This is a genomic window from Lentilactobacillus senioris DSM 24302 = JCM 17472 (genome assembly GCF_001436555.1).
GTDB classification, from domain to species: Bacteria; Bacillota; Bacilli; order Lactobacillales; family Lactobacillaceae; genus Lentilactobacillus; species Lentilactobacillus senioris.
This window is the reverse complement of sequence record NZ_AYZR01000009.1, coordinates 52,857-69,624: the sequence shown is the minus strand read 5'-3', so window position 1 is coordinate 69,624 and position 16,768 is coordinate 52,857. Positions and strand designations below refer to the sequence as shown.

The following is a 16,768-nucleotide window of genomic DNA, read 5'->3' as shown; positions in this document are numbered from 1 at the left end:
GGAATAACCGCACATGAAGAAGTTTATTGATCCCGATAAGTTAGAACTTGAAGACAACGTTGTCTCCATTAACCGGATCACTAAAGTTGTTAAGGGTGGACGTCGTCTTCGTTTCGCTGCTTTAGTCGTTGTCGGTGATAAGCACGGTCATGTTGGCTTTGGTACTGGTAAAGCTCAAGAAGTTCCCGAAGCTATTCGTAAAGCTATCGAAGCAGCTCGTAAGAACTTGATTGAAGTTCCAATCGTGGGTACTACCATTCCTCATGAAATCATTGGAACTTACGGTGGTGGCCGCATTATGCTTAAGCCTGCCGAAGAAGGTTCTGGGGTTGCAGCTGGTGGGGCTGTTCGTGCCGTTATGGAACTTGCTGGTATCGATGATGTTACTAGTAAGCGTCTTGGTTCAAACACTCCTGTCAACGTTATTCGCGCAACTTTTGCCGGTCTTGAAGGCTTGAAGAATGCTGAAGAAGTTTCAGCATTACGTGGCGTTTCAACCGCACACTTAGCTGAATAAGGAGGGAATTAAGATGGCTCAATTAAAAATTACTTTAAAACGTAGCGCAGCTCATCGCCTCCCTAAGCAACGTAAAATTGTTAAGGCACTTGGCTTGGGCCGCATCAACAGCTCAGTTGTTAAACCTGACAACGAAGCTATCCGTGGAGCACTTTTCCACATTGCACACTTAATTGAAGTTGAAGAAGTTAAAGATTAATTAACAAGGAGGTGCCAATTTTCATGAAGTTAAATGAACTACAAGCTGCAGAAGGTTCACGGTCATCACGCATGCGTAAAGGTCGCGGACGTTCAGCTGGTAAAGGTAAAACTGCTGGCCGTGGCCAAAAAGGTCAAAAGGCTCGTGGCAAGACTCGTTTAGGCTTTGAAGGTGGGCAAATGCCTTTGTATCGTCGAATTCCTAAACGTGGTTTTAACAACATCAACCGCAAGGAATATGCAGTTGTTAACGTTTCTAGATTAGAAGCATTTGACAACGGCGCTGAAGTTACTCCAGAATCATTGATCGCTGCTGGTATCGTTAAGAACGTTAAGAGCGGTATCAAGATTCTTGGTGAAGGCGAACTTTCAAAGAAGTTAACCGTTAAGGCTAACAAATTCTCAAAATCTGCACAATCTGCAATTGAAAACGCTGGCGGTTCAATCGAGGTGATTTAATGCTTTCGACCCTGAAAGATGCTTTTAAAGTCAAAGATATTAGAAATAAGATCCTCTTTACGCTGATGGTTCTTGTGATCTTTCGACTTGGGGCATATATTACGGTTCCAGGTATTAACGCAAAGGCACTCCAGTCAGTGGCATCATCTGGGTTGGTTAGCATTTTGAACACCTTTAGTGGTGGCGGGCTAACTAACTATTCCATCTTTGCCATGGGGGTGTCACCATATATTACCGCGCAAATCATTGTGCAACTTCTCCAAATGGATATTGTTCCACGTTTTGTGGAATGGGGGAAACAAGGGGAAGTTGGTCGAAGAAAATTAAATCAAGTCACTCGTTATCTAACGGTGGTATTAGCATTCTTCCAATCAATTGGGATTACTGCTGGATTTAATACTTTGAGTAGTTTGAATTTAGTTTCTCATCCATCGGCAACTACTTACATTACTATCGGTATGATTCTTACCGGTGGTTCAATGTTAACTACCTGGATGGGGGACATGATTACTGATCGAGGAATCGGAAATGGGATTTCAATGATCATCTTTGCCGGGATCATTGCTCGAATTCCGGTTGGCCTTCAACAACTATACCAACAATATTTTGTTGGAGTAGCCACAGAAGACCTCTGGAAACCAATTTTGTTCGCAATTGCTTTGGCAATTGTTATCTTGATCATTGTTACTTGGGTAACTTGGGTACAACAAGCTGAACGACGGGTACCAATTCAATATACTCGTCGAGTAGCCGGAGCTCCTGACAGCAGTTATCTTCCATTGAAGGTTAACGTTGCCGGAGTTATCCCAGTTATCTTCGCTAGCTCATTTATTTCAACTCCACAAACGATTTTAATGGCTTTTGCTAATAACCATTCTGAAGATACTTGGTATCAAGTATTAAATAATGTGTTTAACATGCAAACGCCAGTTGGCGCAACGCTTTACACTTTATTAATCATTATGTTTACCTATTTCTATGCATTTGTTCAAGTTAACCCAGAAAAGTTATCTGAAAACTTGCAAAAGCAAGGCAGTTATATTCCTGGTGTTTGGCCTGGACACGAAACTCAATCATATATCTCTCGTTTGTTAATGAGATTAAGTACCGTTGGTTCTCTATTCTTAGGAATTGTGGCCTTAATTCCATTAATTGCTTCAAACGTTTGGCACTTGAGCGAGTCAATCGGATTAGGTGGGACTAGTTTACTTATTGTTGTTGGGGTTGCTATCGAAACCATCCGGCAAATTCGTGGATTGATGATGAAACGACAATACGTTGGATTTATCCAAGATTCACGGCCGACTGAATAATAGTTAATCTCAAAATACAGGAGGAAAACGAAATGGCATTAAATTTAATTTTAATGGGTCTCCCTGGTGCAGGAAAAGGGACACAAGCCCAATACATTGTGGATGAATATCATATTCCTCATATTTCAACCGGGGATATGTTTAGAGAAGCAATGGCAAACGAAACTGAAATGGGATTAAAAGCTAAAGAATTCATTGATAAGGGCGATTTAGTTCCTGACGATGTCACTGTTGGGATCGTTAAAGAACGACTAAGTCAACCTGATACTGAACCTGGCTTTTTACTAGATGGATTCCCACGGACTTTGGCTCAAGCTGATGCATTAGCAGAAATGACTGATGTATTGAACAAGCCATTGAGCGCGGTTATCAACATTGATGTAGATCCTAAAGTTTTGACGGATCGTCTTACCGGACGATTCATCTGTAAGACATGTGGCGCAACTTATCATAAGTTGTACCATATGCCAAAGGTTCCTGGCACTTGTGATGTTTGTGGTGGTCATGAGTTTTACCAACGTGATGACGACAAGCCAGAAGCTGTTAAGAATCGGTTAGACGTCAATATCAAGATGAACACTCCGTTAGTTTCCTACTATGATGAACGTAACTTACTTCACACCGTCAATGGGGATCAAGAAATTGATGCCGTTTGGCAAGATGTCGATGCTATTTTACGGTCACTATAGCCCTTCATCATTTTGAAACTACAGGATTGATATGCTAGAATAACTGTGATAGACTACTCGTTAGCTATTGTGACGTTTTCTAGAATCAATCTAACTTAGTTAGTTGGAGGTGGATAATAATGGCTAAGGATAATGTTATTGAAGTTGAAGGTAAGGTACTTGAAACCTTACCTAACGCCATGTTCCGAGTTGAACTCGAAAATGGACATGAAATTTTAGCACACGTTTCAGGTAAAATTAGAATGCATTACATTCGAATCTTACCAGGTGACAAAGTTACCGTTGAAATGTCTCCTTATGACCTAAGTAAAGGTCGGATTACTTATCGGTTTAAGTAATTAGTCTTCATCATTTTTTGAGGAGGGTTTAAAAATGAAAGTAAGACCATCTGTAAAACCAATGTGCGAACATTGTAAAGTTATCAAACGTAAGGGTCGAGTAATGATTATTTGCTCAGCAAACCCTAAACACAAACAACGTCAAGGTAAATAAACGTAACTAGGAGGTGTATGTTAAATGGCTCGTATTGCCGGAATCGATTTACCTCGTGATAAACGAATTGTTATTGCATTAACTTATATCTACGGGATTGGTAACACTACTGCCCAAAAGATTCTCACACAAGCTGACGTTTCTGAAGATGTTCGTGTTCGGGACTTAACTCCTGATCAAGAAGACAAGATTCGTGCAGTTGTTGACAACTACAAAGTCGAAGGTGATCTTCGTCGTGAAGTAAGCATGAACATCAAGCGTCTTCAAGAAATTGGCTCATACCGTGGTATGCGTCACCGTCGTGGCTTGCCAGTTCGTGGTCAACACACTAAGAACAACGCTCGTACTCGTAAGGGTAAAGCAGTTGCCATCGCAGGCAAGAAGAAATAAATAAAGGAGGTTAACTGTTCCCATGGTAAAGAGAAAAACAAATCGTAAGCGCCGGGTAAAGAAGAACATCGAATCAGGTGTTGCTCATATCCACTCAACGTTTAACAACACGTTGGTTATGATTACCGATGTGCAAGGAAACGCTATTTCTTGGTCATCAGCTGGTGCCCTTGGATTCCGTGGTAGCCGTAAGTCAACACCTTTTGCTGCCCAAATGGCTGCTGAAGCTGCTGCTAAAGCATCAATGGAACACGGTATGAAGACTGTTGAAGTTGCGGTTAAAGGTCCTGGTTCAGGTCGTGAAGCTGCTATTCGTGCACTTCAAGCAACTGGTTTGGAAGTCACTGCAATTCGTGACGTTACTCCAGTTCCTCATAATGGATCTCGTCCTCCAAAGCGTCGTCGGGTTTAATACTGGAAGAAGTGTGCCATTGTTATCCTTCCGATATGATTTATATATAAACTCGCACGTTTTGAAAGGGGTTAATGATAAGAATGATTGAATTTGAAAAGCCTAACATTCATAAAGTTGAAGAAACCAGTAATTTTGGAGAAGTAATTGTTGAACCGCTAGAACGAGGCTATGGAACTACGTTGGGAAACTCCTTACGTAGAACCTTGTTGTCTTCACTTCCAGGTGCTGCTATTACCAGTATTCAAATTGATGGCGTCCTTCATGAATTTTCAACAATCAAAGGGGTTGTTGAAGATGTGACTCAAATCATTTTGAATGTTAAGAAAATTTCTTTGAAATTAGATGGACCTGATGAAGAAGAAGAAAATTTGGAAATTGATGTAATCGGCCCTACCGAAGTTACTGCTGCTGACATTGTTGGTGGAAGTGATGTTACTATCTTAAATCCAGATTTGCACATTGCTACCGTTGCTGACGGTGCTAGCTTCCATATGAACTTAACTGCTAACAAGGGTCGAGGTTATGTTTCCGCAATGGAAAACAAGAAGCGTAGCATTGATATGCCTATCGGGGTTCTTCCTGTCGATTCCATTTACACCCCAATTGAACGTGTTAACTATCAAGTTGAAAGTACACGAGTTGGTCAAAGAGATGATTTTGACAAGCTGACACTTGATGTTTGGAGCAACGGCTCTATTACAGCTAGTGAAGCAATTAGTCTGGCCGCCAAAATTCTCACTGAACACCTTGAAATGTTTGTTAATCTCACTGACGAAGCTAAAAACGCTGAAATCATGGTTGAGAAGGAAGAAACACACAAGGAAAAAATGCTTGAAATGACTATCGAAGAACTCGATCTTTCTGTCCGGTCATATAACTGTTTGAAACGAGCAGGAATTAACACCGTTCAAGAATTAACTGATCGTTCCGAAGCTGATATGATGAAGGTTCGTAACTTGGGCCGTAAGTCACTTGAAGAAGTTAAGGAAAAATTAGCGGGTCTTGGTTTGTCACTTCGCAAAGAAGACTAAAGGATAAGGAGGAGATTCATTCATGAGTTACCGGAAATTACAACGGACCAGTGAACATCGTAAAGCTTTGCTTCGTAACCTTACTACTGACTTGATCGTTAACGGTCAAATCGTAACTACTGAAGCTAAAGCCAAAGAAGTTCGCTCAACTGCTGATAAGATGATTTCACTTGGCAAGCGCGGGGATCTTCATGCTCGTCGCCAAGCTGCTGCATTTTTACGTGACGTAGTTGCCGACGTTAACGAAGACGGCGATAACGTAACTGTAACTACTGCATTGCAAAAGGTATTCGGAGATCTTGCAACTAAGTATGCTGACCGTAACGGTGGGTACACTCGAATTTACAAGACTATGCCTCGTCGCGGGGACGGTGCCCAAATGGTCATCTTACAATTAGTTGACTAGTTTTAAATAATTAAACAATTTGTTTTCACGAGAATCACTCGGGTTTTCGGTATAGAACGCTATGATGGTGGCTTTGTCCTAGTCTAGTTTGAATGTGAGATGAATTTCTCATGCGCCGTTAACCTGTCAGTGATTTTTTTGTACATAAAAAAGGTTAAGGAAGAGCAGCAATGACAAATATCGTAACGGTTAGTCACCTTTCATTTGAATATCCAGATGAACACGTTGTGTTCAACGACCTATCCCTTAACGTTAAACAGGGAGAATGGCTCGCTATTATTGGTCAAAATGGTAGCGGTAAAAGTACGTTGGCCAAATTAATGGACGGCTTATTGGAACCCGCAGGCGGTCAGATCATGGTTTCGGGGTTACCCGTTGACGAAGAGCATCTTGGAGCTGTTCGCAACCAAATTGGAATGGTATTTCAAAATCCAGATAACCAATTTGTGGGGGCGACTGTTGAAGAAGATGTAGCCTTTGGATTGGAAAATCGCCAAGTTTCTAGAGAGCAAATGGGACCAATCATTGAAGATAGTCTTAAGGCGGTTAACATGCTGGATTTTCGGGAACGAATTCCGGCTAATTTGTCTGGAGGCCAAAAACAACGGGTGGCGATTGCTGGAATTATTGCTGTGCGTCCACAAATTTTAATCTTAGATGAAGCTACTAGCATGTTAGATCCTCGAGGGCGAAAAGAAATTATTTCCTTAATCCAAACCCTTAAACAACAGGAGGATTTAACGGTTATTTCCATTACACATGATATTAATGAAGCCGCAGTGGCTGATCGAATCATGTTACTTAATAACGGTCAATTAGTATTGGAAGATACGCCGGATAAGGTATTAAATAATCCGGAACTACTTAAAAATGATGGACTAGATGTACCATTTGCCAGTCAATTGGCTGAACAACTCCGAAAAGCGGGAGTGAGCTTACCTGATCAGTATTTAAACGATGAGGAGGTGATCAAATGGCTGGTCAAATTAAATTCCAAAATGTAAATTATGTCTACCATGAGGACTCTCCTGATGCGCACCAAGCACTTAAGGATATTAATTTAACGTTAACGGAAGGGAGCTTTACCGCAATTATCGGTCATACCGGAAGTGGTAAATCTACTCTCATTCAACACATTAATGCGTTAATCAAACCTACAAGTGGTGAAGTCAGCGTGGGTGATTATGTAATTACTCATAAGACCACTAATAAAAATCTGCGTCCGCTGCGTCAAAAAGTAGGCATGGTATTTCAGTTTCCAGAAAAACAGATTTTTGAAGAAACGGTTATCAAAGATATTATGTTTGGTCCACTTAATTATGGAGCAACGGAGGCGGAAGCCAAGCAAGCAGCTTTAAATGCAATGGATTTGGTGGGGTTACCTCAACAATATCAAGATCAATCACCAATTGATCTGTCAGGTGGGCAAATGCGGCGGGTGGCAATTGCAGGAGTATTAGCAATGAATCCTTCCATTCTAATTTTGGACGAACCCACCGCGGGCTTAGATCCTCGGGGCCATGCTGATATTATGGCTCTGGTAGCTCGGCTACATGATGAAATGGGGATTACCATCATTTTGGTCACCCATCAAATGGATGACGTTGTGCAATACGCTGAACAGGTAGTGGTAATGAGTCATGGCGAAATTACTAAACAGGGTAGTCCACAAGATATTTTTGCAGATCTTAAATGGGTCCGTCAGATGCAATTAACTTTACCTACCAGTGCAGAATTTGCAGAACAATTAAAGTTAGCTGGCTTTCCATTACCCAGCCGACCGTTGACTTTAACTGATTTAACTAATGCGATTTTAACGGAATTGGGGGCTAATCATGGATAATTTTATTTTTGGCCGGTATTTGCCTGGACACTCAATTATTCACCAAATGAGTCCGCAATCAAAATTGTTGTTGTGCTTTTATTTTGTTGCCATTATCTTTTTAGCCAATAACGTGGCTTCTTATGCAGTTTTAGCGGTACTAATTATAGCTGCGATCATTTTATCCGGAATCTCAATTGGTTTCTTTATACGAGGAATTAGGCCATTAATTTGGTTAATTATTTTTACCGTGTTACTACAAGTCTTCTTTAGTAGCGGTGGCAAAGTCCTCTGGCACTGGGGACCTTTTTCGGTAAGTGATCTGAGTTTGATTAATGGTGGCTATATCTTTGTAAGGTTTCTATTGATCATCATGATCTCAACGGTCTTGACGTTAACGACCGCACCGTTGGCCATTGCTGATGGGGTTCAAACTATTTTGCGACCTTTAAAGAAGCTGCATTTTCCGGTAGATACTTTGGCTTTGATGCTGTCGATTGCCTTACGGTTTGTGCCGACGTTGATGGATGAAATGATCACTATTATGAATGCTCAGCGGTCTCGGGGTGTTGACTTTGGCTCAGGGAGCCTGAAACATCGGATTAAGGTGGCGGTACCATTATTAATCCCGCTATTCACAGGTGCGATTAACCATGCTGAAGAGTTATCCACTGCAATGGAAGCACGGGGCTTTACTGACAGCGAATCGCGTACTAAGTACCGCGTATATAATTGGCAGTTAAGTGATACAATTGCCTGGCTGATTTTTATCGCCGTCGGCATTATTGTTTTCTTGGTTAGAAAGTAGGGAATAATTATTAGATACAAAATTACAATGGCGTATGATGGTACTAATTTTAGTGGCTTTCAACGCCAGCCCCATGAACGAACGATCGAAGGGGTATTAACTAAGGTTGTCAACAAAATGGCTAAAGATCCCCAACCAGCAATTGAAGTCTTTGGCTCAGGAAGAACCGATGCGGGAGTTCACGCGTTAGCTCAAACGGCGCACTTCGATTTTCCGATTGACATACCAGCAGAAAATATGTTTAAGGCATTAAACAGTATGATTCCACTAGACATGCAGATTAAAAAAGCAGAAATTGTGGAACCTGATTTTCACGCCCGTTATGATGTTTCTGGTAAACGCTATTTGTACCGCCTTGATTTAGGACAGTTTAAAAATCCGTTTAAACGAAACTATACTGGTCACTGGAAATACCCAGTAGACATGGAGTTATTAAATCAAGCGTTAGAACAATTAGTCGGCGAGCATGATTTTTCTAGCTTTGTAGCTTCTGGTTCATCAGCCAAAAGTAATGTCCGGACAATTTATGAAGCTACTGCGCACATGGATGAAGCCAATCAAGAACTGCAAATTGAATTTTACGGTAATGGCTTCTTATATAACATGGTCCGCATACTTGTAGGCGTAGCAGTGGAAATTGGTTCTGGCTTTAGACCGGTGGCAGACGTTCAACGATTATTTGAAGTTAAGGATCGAAATGAAGCTCGACGAACGATGCCTGCTAGTGGATTATACTTAAAACGAGTTTATTATGAGGGTGATGATCCTCAACATCCGGTAAAATTGCCGAAATATCAACGTTGATTTTGAGGAAATAAATTGACTTTTGCATTATTAATTTGTATTATTGTAGTTGGTATTGTTTGCCCCACTGATAAGCCCCGGAACCTTATTTTGGTGTCAAACAAACACAGAACATGGAGGAAACAAACGTGCGTACAACATATATGGCAAAACCAGGTGAAGTAGAACGTAAATGGTACGTTATCGATGCAACTGATGTTCCTATGGGACGTTTATCAACAGTTGTCGCTTCAATCTTAAGAGGAAAAAACAAACCAACATTCACTCCCAACGTGGATACTGGTGATAACGTTATCGTTATTAATGCTAGCAAGGTAGCCTTGACTGGTCGAAAGGCTAAGAACAAGATTTACTACCGTCACAGTAAATTTATCGGTGGCTTGAAGCAACGGACTGCCGGTGATTTCCGTGATAAGAACCCTGAAAAGTTGATCGAAACTTCAGTTAAAGGCATGCTTCCTCACGGAACGTTAGGTCGCAAAATTGGTTTGAAGTTGCATGTTTATGCAGGTCCTGACTACGAACAACAAGCACAAAAACCAGAAGTTTTGGACATTACTAACTTAATTTAAGGAGGAAACAGCATTGGCTCAAGTACAATATCGCGGCACTGGCCGTCGTAAAGATTCAGTTGCTCGGGTACGTTTAGTTCCCGGTACTGGTAAAATTGTTATGAATGACAAGGCAATCGAAGAATACATTCCATTTGCCAACTTACGTGAAGTTGTTATGCAACCATTCAACGTTACTGAAACTCTTGGCAACTATGATGCCTTGGTTAACGTTAACGGTGGTGGTTTCTCTGGTCAAGCCGGAGCAACTCGTCATGGTATCGCCCGGGCACTTCTTGAAGTTGACCCAGACTTCCGTGGCCCATTAAAGCGTGCAGGTTTACTTACTCGTGACCCTCGTATGAAGGAACGTAAGAAGCCAGGTCTTAAGAAAGCTCGTAAAGCTTCACAATTCTCAAAGCGTTAAGATTTATCTTTTCGGTTTGTACAAACACTCGCCATTTGGTGGGTGTTTTTTTGTGACTTCATTAATGAATGAGCCAATCAGTTGACACTTAGTTGCTTTCCCAATTACCATGAGTTTAATCTGAATTCGAATAATGGGAGGAACTGTTTATGATTACTGCACAAAACGTATTTATTGGTTTCGGCAAAGCGGCGAAAACATTAGCCGGGGCGTTAGCGAATCGTGGTGAATCTGTGATTATGATTGAGGCATCGGATAAAATGTACGGTGGGACTTGTATTAACGTGGCTTGCATCCCTACCAAAACCCTATTAACCAGTTCTCAAAATAATCGGTTGGGCGATGCTCAGGAAAATTATCGGAGTGCCATCGTAAATAAAAACGATGTGACCGGTACTTTGCGGAGCAGTAACCTTCATAAGTTAAGTGACAAAGCAACCGTGACCGTGTTAAATGGCTGGGCAGAGTTTGAAGCGCCTAAGCAACTTAAAGTTACATATCAAAATGGTAAGGTTGATCAAATTAGTGGCGAGCGAATTTTTATTAATACCGGGAGTACCCCGATTATTCCTGAAATTTCGGGGTTAGCAACTAGTCCATTTATGCAAACAAGTGAAACCTTGATGGATCAACGCAGACTTCCTAAGCACCTTGCTATTGTTGGCGGTGGCTACATTGGATTAGAATTTGCCTCCATCTACGCTAATTTTGGCTCTCAAGTGACAATTATTGATGCGGGTAAACAATTTATGGCACGGGATGAACGAGAACTAGCAATGGCTGTTCAACGTGACATGGCTGCTAAGGGAGTTGAGTTTGAATTAAATGCCCAAGTCACCCAGGTAATTAATCAAGTAGGAGAAGCCAAAATTGAGTTTAATCAAGACGGCCAACAGCGCACGATAACTGCTGATACCATTTTAGTGGCTACTGGGAGAAAAGCTAATATTGCTAAACTTGGTTTAGATAAGGCGGGGATTGCCACTAATCAGCGGGGCATCATTGTGGATGACCACTTGCGAACTAATGTGGATAACATTTGGGCAATGGGGGACGTCCGGGGTGGCGCACAATTTACTTACATTTCCTTAGACGATTACCGAATTGTGTTGGATCAACTAGTAGGAGATGGCAAACGAACCTTAGCAGAGCAAGAATTAGTTCCCCACGTAGTCTTCTTAAACACTCCGGTGGCAACGATTGGCTTAAATGAAGAACAGGCTAAGAACCAACAAATCGCATACCAAGTTGGTAAACTAGCTACTACCGCTGTGCCAAAAGCGCACGTATTAGGTAATACAACCGGGTACTTAAAAGTGTTAGTGGACCCAGCTAACCATGAGATCTTGGGAGCTACGTTATACTGCATTGAAGCCCAAGAATTAATCAACATGATTTCTTTAGCTATGCACCAACATTTACCATATGAGGTTTTACGAGACCAAATTTATTCTCATCCTACAATGACTGAAGCCTTTAACGACTTGTTTGGGACAATCAAATAATAAAAAACCTGCTGAGACTAGTAATAACTAGCTTTGGCAGGTTTTTATTTTTTCATAATTAGTTTAATGGCTTCCGTCACTTTTGCTTCTTGAGCGATTGCATCTATTTCCGGGTTTTCAAAGCAACTTTTTAAATTTTCGGCGACAATTAACCCCATAATGTGGTCAACGCTAGAACGAACGGCACTTAATTGGGTAACAATCGCGGTACAATCCTTTTCTTCAGAGATCATTTTTTGGATTCCGCGAAGTTGACCTTCCGTGCGTTTTAAACGATTTAAGACGGTTTTATCACAAGTTGGCATTACTCGACAACTCCATTCCAGGCCAGCATGCCTCCGGTAACGTTAGTAACTTGATAACCTTGTTGGGTTAAAAACGTAGCGGCGTTAGCTGAGCGGGCTCCGGAACGACAGATTAAGTAATAAGGGGTGGCCGTATCTAATTGCTGGTAGTCGGATAACAATTGACTAAGCGGTAAATTTAGTGCACCAGGAACGTGTCCTTCATCGAATTCGTAGTCCTCTCTAACATCGATGAGTTTAAGGTTACTAGCTTGCATTTTGATGGCTAATTCATTAGTGGTGATGTTGTCAAACATGGTTTGCTCCTTAACGTATAAATTTATTTAATTAATATACCCAGAGAGGTATATTAAACGCTTAAATGCCTATTTGTCAATGATGCTAAAAAAGATGGTTATCATAATTACTAATTAAATAAAGCTCTAATTAACCATATACCACAAATGGTATGTTCTGAAGCTTGTCGATAATGTTGCATTTGCAATAAAAAATCGGTATAATAAAATTTAAGCTTAAGTAGGAGAGAAACAATGGTAGAAATTTTGCGATCATTAGGTAATATTGCAAGAGCTTTGGATTCAATTAGTAACATTGAATTTAAACCGTATGAATTAACCAAAGGCCAATACCTTTATTTAGTTCGAGTTTGTGAGCAACCGGGAATTATTTCAGAAGAGTTATCCACAATGCTGAAGGTTGATCGATCAACTGTGGCCCGCGCAATTAAAAAATTGGAATCAAACGGATTGGTTGAACGAAGAAGTAGTGGAACTAACAAGAAAAATAAACATATTTTTGCGACCGAACGGGGGCTGTCCATTTACCCGATTATTAAAGCAGAAAATGATTATTCTAACCAAGTGGCATTAATGGGATTAAGTCAAGCCGAGAAAGAGCAATTAGCGAGATTGTTAAATCAAGTGGAAGAAAACGTTAATGGAGACTGGGAATTGGTTAAAAAAGGCGGTATTAGGGGGTATTTAAAACAAGATGCAGATCATGATTGAAGCGGTGCACCCAACAGAATTGACACAACTGGTGACGCTAAGTCGAAAAACTTTTGCGGCTACATTTGAGACGGAGAATAACCGGGATGATATTGCTAGGTACCTGGATGAGCAACTTACCGAAACCAAACTAAAACAAGAACTAGCAAATCCTAATTCAGAATTTTATTTTGCTAAGGTGAACGAAAAAGTAGTAGGTTATTTAAAGCTTAACGTAGCAACGGCTCAAACCGAACGAGATTACCCGATGGCATTAGAAATTCAACGAATTTACGTGCTAAATACTTATCAAAAAATAGGTATCGGAAAGCAACTAATGGCCTGGGCAGTACAAAGAGCAACTCAGTTGAACAAGCCACTAATTTGGTTAGGGGTTTGGGAGCATAATTTATCAGCACAACGTTTTTACGCTCAAGCAGGGTTTATTCGAACTACTGAATATATTTTTACCATTGGCAATAGTAAGCAAACGGATTGGATTATGACGAAAACATTGGAGGACAAATAATGAAAACTGTAGTTGTAGAACCAGAATTTTGGGAATTATTTCCAGAGGGGCAAATCAATTTATTAGAACTACGGGGAATTGACAATCATCCCGTTGACTCGGTGACGGAATTTAACAAATTACTGCAAAATGCGGAAAAAGACGCACAGCAATTTATTACTGCCGATGTGTTTAGCGAAAACGAAGTGGTAGCTCAGTGGCGTCAGGCCCTTAGAAAATTTAAAACTAAAAAAGGAGCCCGCTCCTCAATTGAAGCGCTGTTGAAACGAATTAGCCAAGGACACCAATTTACCAGTATTAACCCGCTAGTGGATTTTTATAACAGTGTTTCGATGAAATACGCTGTTCCAACCGGTGGTGAAGATATTGATCAAATCAAGGGCGCTATGCATTTAGGACTGGCTCAAGGTGGAGAAAGCTTTTGGCCATTAGGCGCAGAAGAAGATGCTCCGGCGCTACCAGGCGAAATGATTTACTACGATGATGAAGGAGCGATTTGTCGTAGTTTGAACTGGAGAGAGGCTAAACGTACTATGTTGACTGAACAAACTCAAAATGCGATTTTGGTGATGGAATCGGTTAATGAACAACAGGCTCAACGAGCAACTGCGGCGATGAATGAATTAGAACAATTAACTACTAAGTATTTTGGAGTAGACGCTACTCAATTAACTTTGAATAAGCCGGAAGAGAATTAAACTTCGGGATTTTTTATCCAAGAATAATTTTAGAAATGGTATAATAACCCCATTAAACTATCGAGGGGTATGGGAGTCATGAAGAAAAATAATGCATATCGGCTTAATATGCTCGCTATGTTTATAGCTATTATTATCTTGCAAACATCGGTGCCAATTTTAGGATTAATTCCGATTGGACCGTTGTCGATTACTATTATTCCAGTAACGGTTGCGCTGGCCGCAATTTTGTTAGGAACCGTTGACGGAGCGATTATTGGGGGCGTCTGGGGGGTTATCACCTTTGTCAGAGCTTTTGTGTGGCCCACCAGCCCTTTAGCTACGATTGTCTTTGTTAACCCGGTAGTCTCTGTTTTACCACGAATTATGGTAGGGGTAGTGGCCGGAGTTGTTTACCAACAGCTAAAAGGTAGATTCAAAAAAACGGGAATTGCTATTTCAGTGGCCGCAATTTGTGGTTCATTAACAAATACTATTTTGGTATTAGGCTTGATTTACTTATTCTATAAGGGAAACGCTCCACAGTTATATCAAGTTAACGTAAAGGCATTGTTACCTTATTTGCTAGGGGTTATTGGGACCAACGGAGTGCCAGAAGCTATTTTTAGCGGAATTGTAACTCCACTAATTGGTCAGCCGTTATTAAAAGTTATCAACAAGCACAAATAAAAAAGGTTCTTAATTAATCCGTGATTAATTAAGAGCCTTTTTAGTTGCTATTTAGAATCTTCTTCGTCTTCTTCTGGTTCTGGATCTGGTTGAGGAGCGGCTTTGATCATTTTGAGTTGCTTATTGTTGATAACTACTTTATTGTGGTATTTATCAATAATTTCTGGATCACTAGATTCAAAGGTAATTAGAAAAGAGTTATTGTAACCTTTGTCGATAAAACCGGTAAAGTCACTACCTTCAAGTTTGAAGCCAACTTCGTCGCCAACGTGGAACTTAGCTTGATCGGCTGACATTTCAGTGCTTTTTGCCATTTAATTCATCTCCGTATTTTAAAGTATCAGTGGTTAAGTTACTCGAAAAAGAACTGTTTGTCAAACAATTTCTTTATCAAATATTAATTGTCATCTGCTCAAATTCCGGATAGAATAGTTGTAAACTGTGGAAAGATTGGGGTAGGCGTGACCAAAAAACGGACAAGACGACGAACTAAACGGAAACGAGGATCAGTGGTACCAGTCCTGATTGTCTTTATCATGGGCATTTTATGCTTAGCAAGTGTACGGTTATTTACGACATCTTTTGAACAGCCCAAAGCTACAACGGTGGAGGATCCAACAAAATTGGCACATACTAAATTTATTAAGCAGATTGCGCCAACGGCTCAGGAAATGCAAACCACGTACCATGTACTACCTAGTATTACGATTGCTCAAGCTATTTTAGAGTCTGACTGGGGAACCAGCGGATTAGCCAGTCGCTACTACAATTTATTTGGGGTCAAAGCAAATGATAACAACAGTGTGACTTTGAGTACCCAGGAATTTGTTGGTGGCAGTTACCAAACGGTGAAGGCTCAGTTTCAAGTTTATAGTAGTTGGCGAGAGTCAATTATTGATCATGATCGCCTGTTGGCGGAGGGTACTAAGTGGAATGCTAATCAGTATGCTGATGTGATTGCAGCCACTAACTATATTGACGGGGCTAAGGCCTTGCAACAAGATGGGTATGCAACGGATCCGGCATATACCCAAAAATTAATTTCCATAATTCAAAAATATCATTTATATCAATACGATTAGAGAGGAATTGTAGGATGAAACTATTAGAAGATAAAATTAAGACAGACGGAACGGTATTAGGAGAAGACGTATTAAAGGTGGATAACTTTTTAAATCACCAAGTAGATCCGAAACTAATGGACGCTATGGGGGCTGAATTTGCGCGTTTATTTGCAGATGCAGGTATTACCAAAGTGTTAACCGTTGAATCATCCGGAATTGCTCCTGCTTTAATGGCAGCTTTACACTTAAACGTGCCAATGATTTTTGCTCGAAAGCACAAGAGCTTAACCCTAACCGATAACTTATACACTGCCCGGGTTTACTCATACACTAAGCAAGTTAATAACGATATTAGTATTGATAAACGTTTTTTAAACGAAGATGATACGGTTTTGATTATCGATGATTTTTTGGCTAACGGACAAGCAGTTCAAGGATTACTAGAGATTGCTAAAGTAGCTAATGTTAAAGTTGGCGGAATCGGTATCGTAATTGAAAAGAGCTTCCAAAAAGGTCGCAAGATGATCGAAGATACTGGTATTCGAGTAGAATCATTGGCTCGGATTGCTGCTTTTGAAAACGGAGAAGTTAAATTCGTTTCAGAATCATAAAAAATAACAAAGTTTGCCGGTAAAGGGGTTAAAAAGTTTGTCAAATTGGCATAATAACTTTAACATTAGAGATAACATT

Annotated in this window: 27 protein-coding genes; 24 read left to right on the top strand and 3 right to left on the bottom strand. The window is 40.6% G+C overall.

Annotation, left to right across the window (positions count from 1 at the left end; genetic code table 11):
• Nucleotides 1-13: 13 nt before the first annotated feature.
• From rpsE to FC56_RS06740, 18 genes are all read left to right on the top strand, one after another.
• Nucleotides 14-517, top strand: coding sequence for a 30S ribosomal protein S5 (gene rpsE, locus FC56_RS06825; protein WP_056978551.1), 504 nt, complete (start codon nt 14-16; stop codon nt 515-517).
• Nucleotides 518-530: 13 nt separating this feature from the next.
• Entirely contained in the window at nt 531-716 is a 186-nt protein-coding gene (gene rpmD, locus FC56_RS06820; RefSeq protein ID WP_054671419.1) for a 50S ribosomal protein L30, read from the top strand.
• Between the two features lie 23 nt (nt 717-739).
• A complete protein-coding gene (gene rplO, locus FC56_RS06815) occupies nt 740-1,174 on the top strand; it encodes a 50S ribosomal protein L15 (RefSeq protein WP_054671423.1) in 435 nt (144 codons plus the stop codon).
• On the top strand, nt 1,174-2,487 hold the full coding sequence (secY, locus tag FC56_RS06810) for a preprotein translocase subunit SecY (protein WP_056978549.1): 1,314 nt from the start codon (nt 1,174-1,176) through the stop codon (nt 2,485-2,487). Before rplO ends, secY begins: the two co-directional genes overlap by 1 nt.
• Nucleotides 2,488-2,519: 32 nt before the next feature.
• Nucleotides 2,520-3,176, top strand: coding sequence for an adenylate kinase (locus tag FC56_RS06805; RefSeq protein WP_056978548.1), 657 nt, complete (start codon nt 2,520-2,522; stop codon nt 3,174-3,176).
• Nucleotides 3,177-3,295: 119 nt separating this feature from the next.
• Nucleotides 3,296-3,514 (top strand): translation initiation factor IF-1, encoded by a 219-nt coding sequence (gene infA / locus FC56_RS06800; protein ID WP_054671426.1) that lies wholly within the window; start codon nt 3,296-3,298, stop codon nt 3,512-3,514.
• Between the two features lie 34 nt (nt 3,515-3,548).
• On the top strand, nt 3,549-3,668 hold the full coding sequence (gene rpmJ, locus FC56_RS06795) for a 50S ribosomal protein L36 (RefSeq protein ID WP_008855781.1): 120 nt from the start codon (nt 3,549-3,551) through the stop codon (nt 3,666-3,668).
• 24 nt (nt 3,669-3,692) lie between these two features.
• On the top strand, nt 3,693-4,058 hold the full coding sequence (gene rpsM / locus FC56_RS06790; protein ID WP_054671429.1) for a 30S ribosomal protein S13: 366 nt from the start codon (nt 3,693-3,695) through the stop codon (nt 4,056-4,058).
• Nucleotides 4,059-4,080: 22 nt separating this feature from the next.
• Nucleotides 4,081-4,470, top strand: coding sequence for a 30S ribosomal protein S11 (gene rpsK, locus FC56_RS06785; protein WP_054671432.1), 390 nt, complete (start codon nt 4,081-4,083; stop codon nt 4,468-4,470).
• A gap of 83 nt (nt 4,471-4,553) precedes the next feature.
• Nucleotides 4,554-5,504 (top strand): DNA-directed RNA polymerase subunit alpha, encoded by a 951-nt coding sequence (locus tag FC56_RS06780; RefSeq protein WP_056978546.1) that lies wholly within the window; start codon nt 4,554-4,556, stop codon nt 5,502-5,504.
• A gap of 22 nt (nt 5,505-5,526) precedes the next feature.
• Complete coding sequence (rplQ, locus tag FC56_RS06775; protein WP_056978544.1) at nt 5,527-5,910, top strand: 50S ribosomal protein L17; 384 nt, start codon at nt 5,527-5,529, stop codon at nt 5,908-5,910.
• Nucleotides 5,911-6,080: 170 nt separating this feature from the next.
• Nucleotides 6,081-6,914, top strand: coding sequence for an energy-coupling factor transporter ATPase (locus tag FC56_RS06770; protein WP_056978542.1), 834 nt, complete (start codon nt 6,081-6,083; stop codon nt 6,912-6,914).
• Complete coding sequence (locus tag FC56_RS06765) at nt 6,884-7,753, top strand: energy-coupling factor transporter ATPase (RefSeq protein WP_056978540.1); 870 nt, start codon at nt 6,884-6,886, stop codon at nt 7,751-7,753. The genes FC56_RS06770 and FC56_RS06765 overlap by 31 nt, the downstream gene beginning before the upstream one ends.
• Nucleotides 7,746-8,540, top strand: a complete 795-nt coding sequence (locus tag FC56_RS06760; protein ID WP_056978538.1) for an energy-coupling factor transporter transmembrane component T family protein — start codon at nt 7,746-7,748, stop codon at nt 8,538-8,540. Before FC56_RS06765 ends, FC56_RS06760 begins: the two co-directional genes overlap by 8 nt.
• 6 nt (nt 8,541-8,546) lie before the next feature.
• Nucleotides 8,547-9,344 (top strand): tRNA pseudouridine(38-40) synthase TruA, encoded by a 798-nt coding sequence (gene truA / locus FC56_RS06755; RefSeq protein ID WP_056978536.1) that lies wholly within the window; start codon nt 8,547-8,549, stop codon nt 9,342-9,344.
• A gap of 128 nt (nt 9,345-9,472) precedes the next feature.
• The gene (gene rplM / locus FC56_RS06750) at nt 9,473-9,916 is read left to right on the top strand and encodes a 50S ribosomal protein L13 (protein WP_054671449.1); all 444 of its coding nucleotides are present in this window, start codon (nt 9,473-9,475) and stop codon (nt 9,914-9,916) included.
• A 13-nt stretch (nt 9,917-9,929) separates the two neighbouring features.
• The gene (gene rpsI / locus FC56_RS06745) at nt 9,930-10,322 is read left to right on the top strand and encodes a 30S ribosomal protein S9 (protein ID WP_054671452.1); all 393 of its coding nucleotides are present in this window, start codon (nt 9,930-9,932) and stop codon (nt 10,320-10,322) included.
• A gap of 149 nt (nt 10,323-10,471) precedes the next feature.
• Nucleotides 10,472-11,827 carry an FAD-dependent oxidoreductase gene (locus FC56_RS06740; protein ID WP_056978534.1) on the top strand — a complete coding sequence of 452 codons (1,356 nt, stop codon included), beginning with the start codon at nt 10,472-10,474 and terminating at the stop codon, nt 11,825-11,827.
• A gap of 44 nt (nt 11,828-11,871) precedes the next feature.
• Here FC56_RS06740 and FC56_RS06735 read toward each other — a convergent pair whose 3' ends face one another.
• Nucleotides 11,872-12,132, bottom strand: a complete 261-nt coding sequence (locus FC56_RS06735) for a metal-sensitive transcriptional regulator (protein ID WP_056978532.1) — start codon at nt 12,130-12,132, stop codon at nt 11,872-11,874.
• Nucleotides 12,132-12,428 (bottom strand): rhodanese-like domain-containing protein, encoded by a 297-nt coding sequence (locus FC56_RS06730; protein WP_056978530.1) that lies wholly within the window; start codon nt 12,426-12,428, stop codon nt 12,132-12,134. Before FC56_RS06730 ends, FC56_RS06735 begins: the two co-directional genes overlap by 1 nt.
• A gap of 234 nt (nt 12,429-12,662) precedes the next feature.
• Between FC56_RS06730 and FC56_RS06725 the strand changes: the two genes are divergently transcribed.
• The 4 genes from FC56_RS06725 (at nt 12,663) to FC56_RS06710 (ending at nt 15,014) form a co-directional block, all read left to right on the top strand.
• Nucleotides 12,663-13,139 carry a MarR family winged helix-turn-helix transcriptional regulator gene (locus tag FC56_RS06725; protein WP_056978528.1) on the top strand — a complete coding sequence of 159 codons (477 nt, stop codon included), beginning with the start codon at nt 12,663-12,665 and terminating at the stop codon, nt 13,137-13,139.
• Nucleotides 13,123-13,647: a GNAT family N-acetyltransferase gene (locus FC56_RS06720; protein ID WP_056978526.1), complete on the top strand. Its 525-nt coding sequence runs from the start codon at nt 13,123-13,125 to the stop codon at nt 13,645-13,647. The genes FC56_RS06725 and FC56_RS06720 overlap by 17 nt, the downstream gene beginning before the upstream one ends.
• Nucleotides 13,647-14,345 (top strand): B3/B4 domain-containing protein, encoded by a 699-nt coding sequence (locus tag FC56_RS06715; protein ID WP_056978525.1) that lies wholly within the window; start codon nt 13,647-13,649, stop codon nt 14,343-14,345. Before FC56_RS06720 ends, FC56_RS06715 begins: the two co-directional genes overlap by 1 nt.
• 78 nt (nt 14,346-14,423) lie before the next feature.
• Nucleotides 14,424-15,014, top strand: a complete 591-nt coding sequence (locus FC56_RS06710; protein ID WP_056978523.1) for an ECF transporter S component — start codon at nt 14,424-14,426, stop codon at nt 15,012-15,014.
• A 47-nt stretch (nt 15,015-15,061) separates the two neighbouring features.
• On the opposite strand, the gene FC56_RS06705 is transcribed toward FC56_RS06710, so the two are convergent.
• Nucleotides 15,062-15,328 carry a hypothetical protein gene (locus FC56_RS06705; protein WP_054671465.1) on the bottom strand — a complete coding sequence of 89 codons (267 nt, stop codon included), beginning with the start codon at nt 15,326-15,328 and terminating at the stop codon, nt 15,062-15,064.
• A 147-nt stretch (nt 15,329-15,475) separates the two neighbouring features.
• On the opposite strand from FC56_RS06705, the gene FC56_RS06700 reads away from it, so the two are divergent.
• Nucleotides 15,476-16,096, top strand: coding sequence for a glycoside hydrolase family 73 protein (locus FC56_RS06700; RefSeq protein WP_054671466.1), 621 nt, complete (start codon nt 15,476-15,478; stop codon nt 16,094-16,096).
• A gap of 14 nt (nt 16,097-16,110) precedes the next feature.
• Nucleotides 16,111-16,689 (top strand): xanthine phosphoribosyltransferase, encoded by a 579-nt coding sequence (locus FC56_RS06695; protein ID WP_054671469.1) that lies wholly within the window; start codon nt 16,111-16,113, stop codon nt 16,687-16,689.
• Nucleotides 16,690-16,768: the final 79 nt, after the last annotated feature.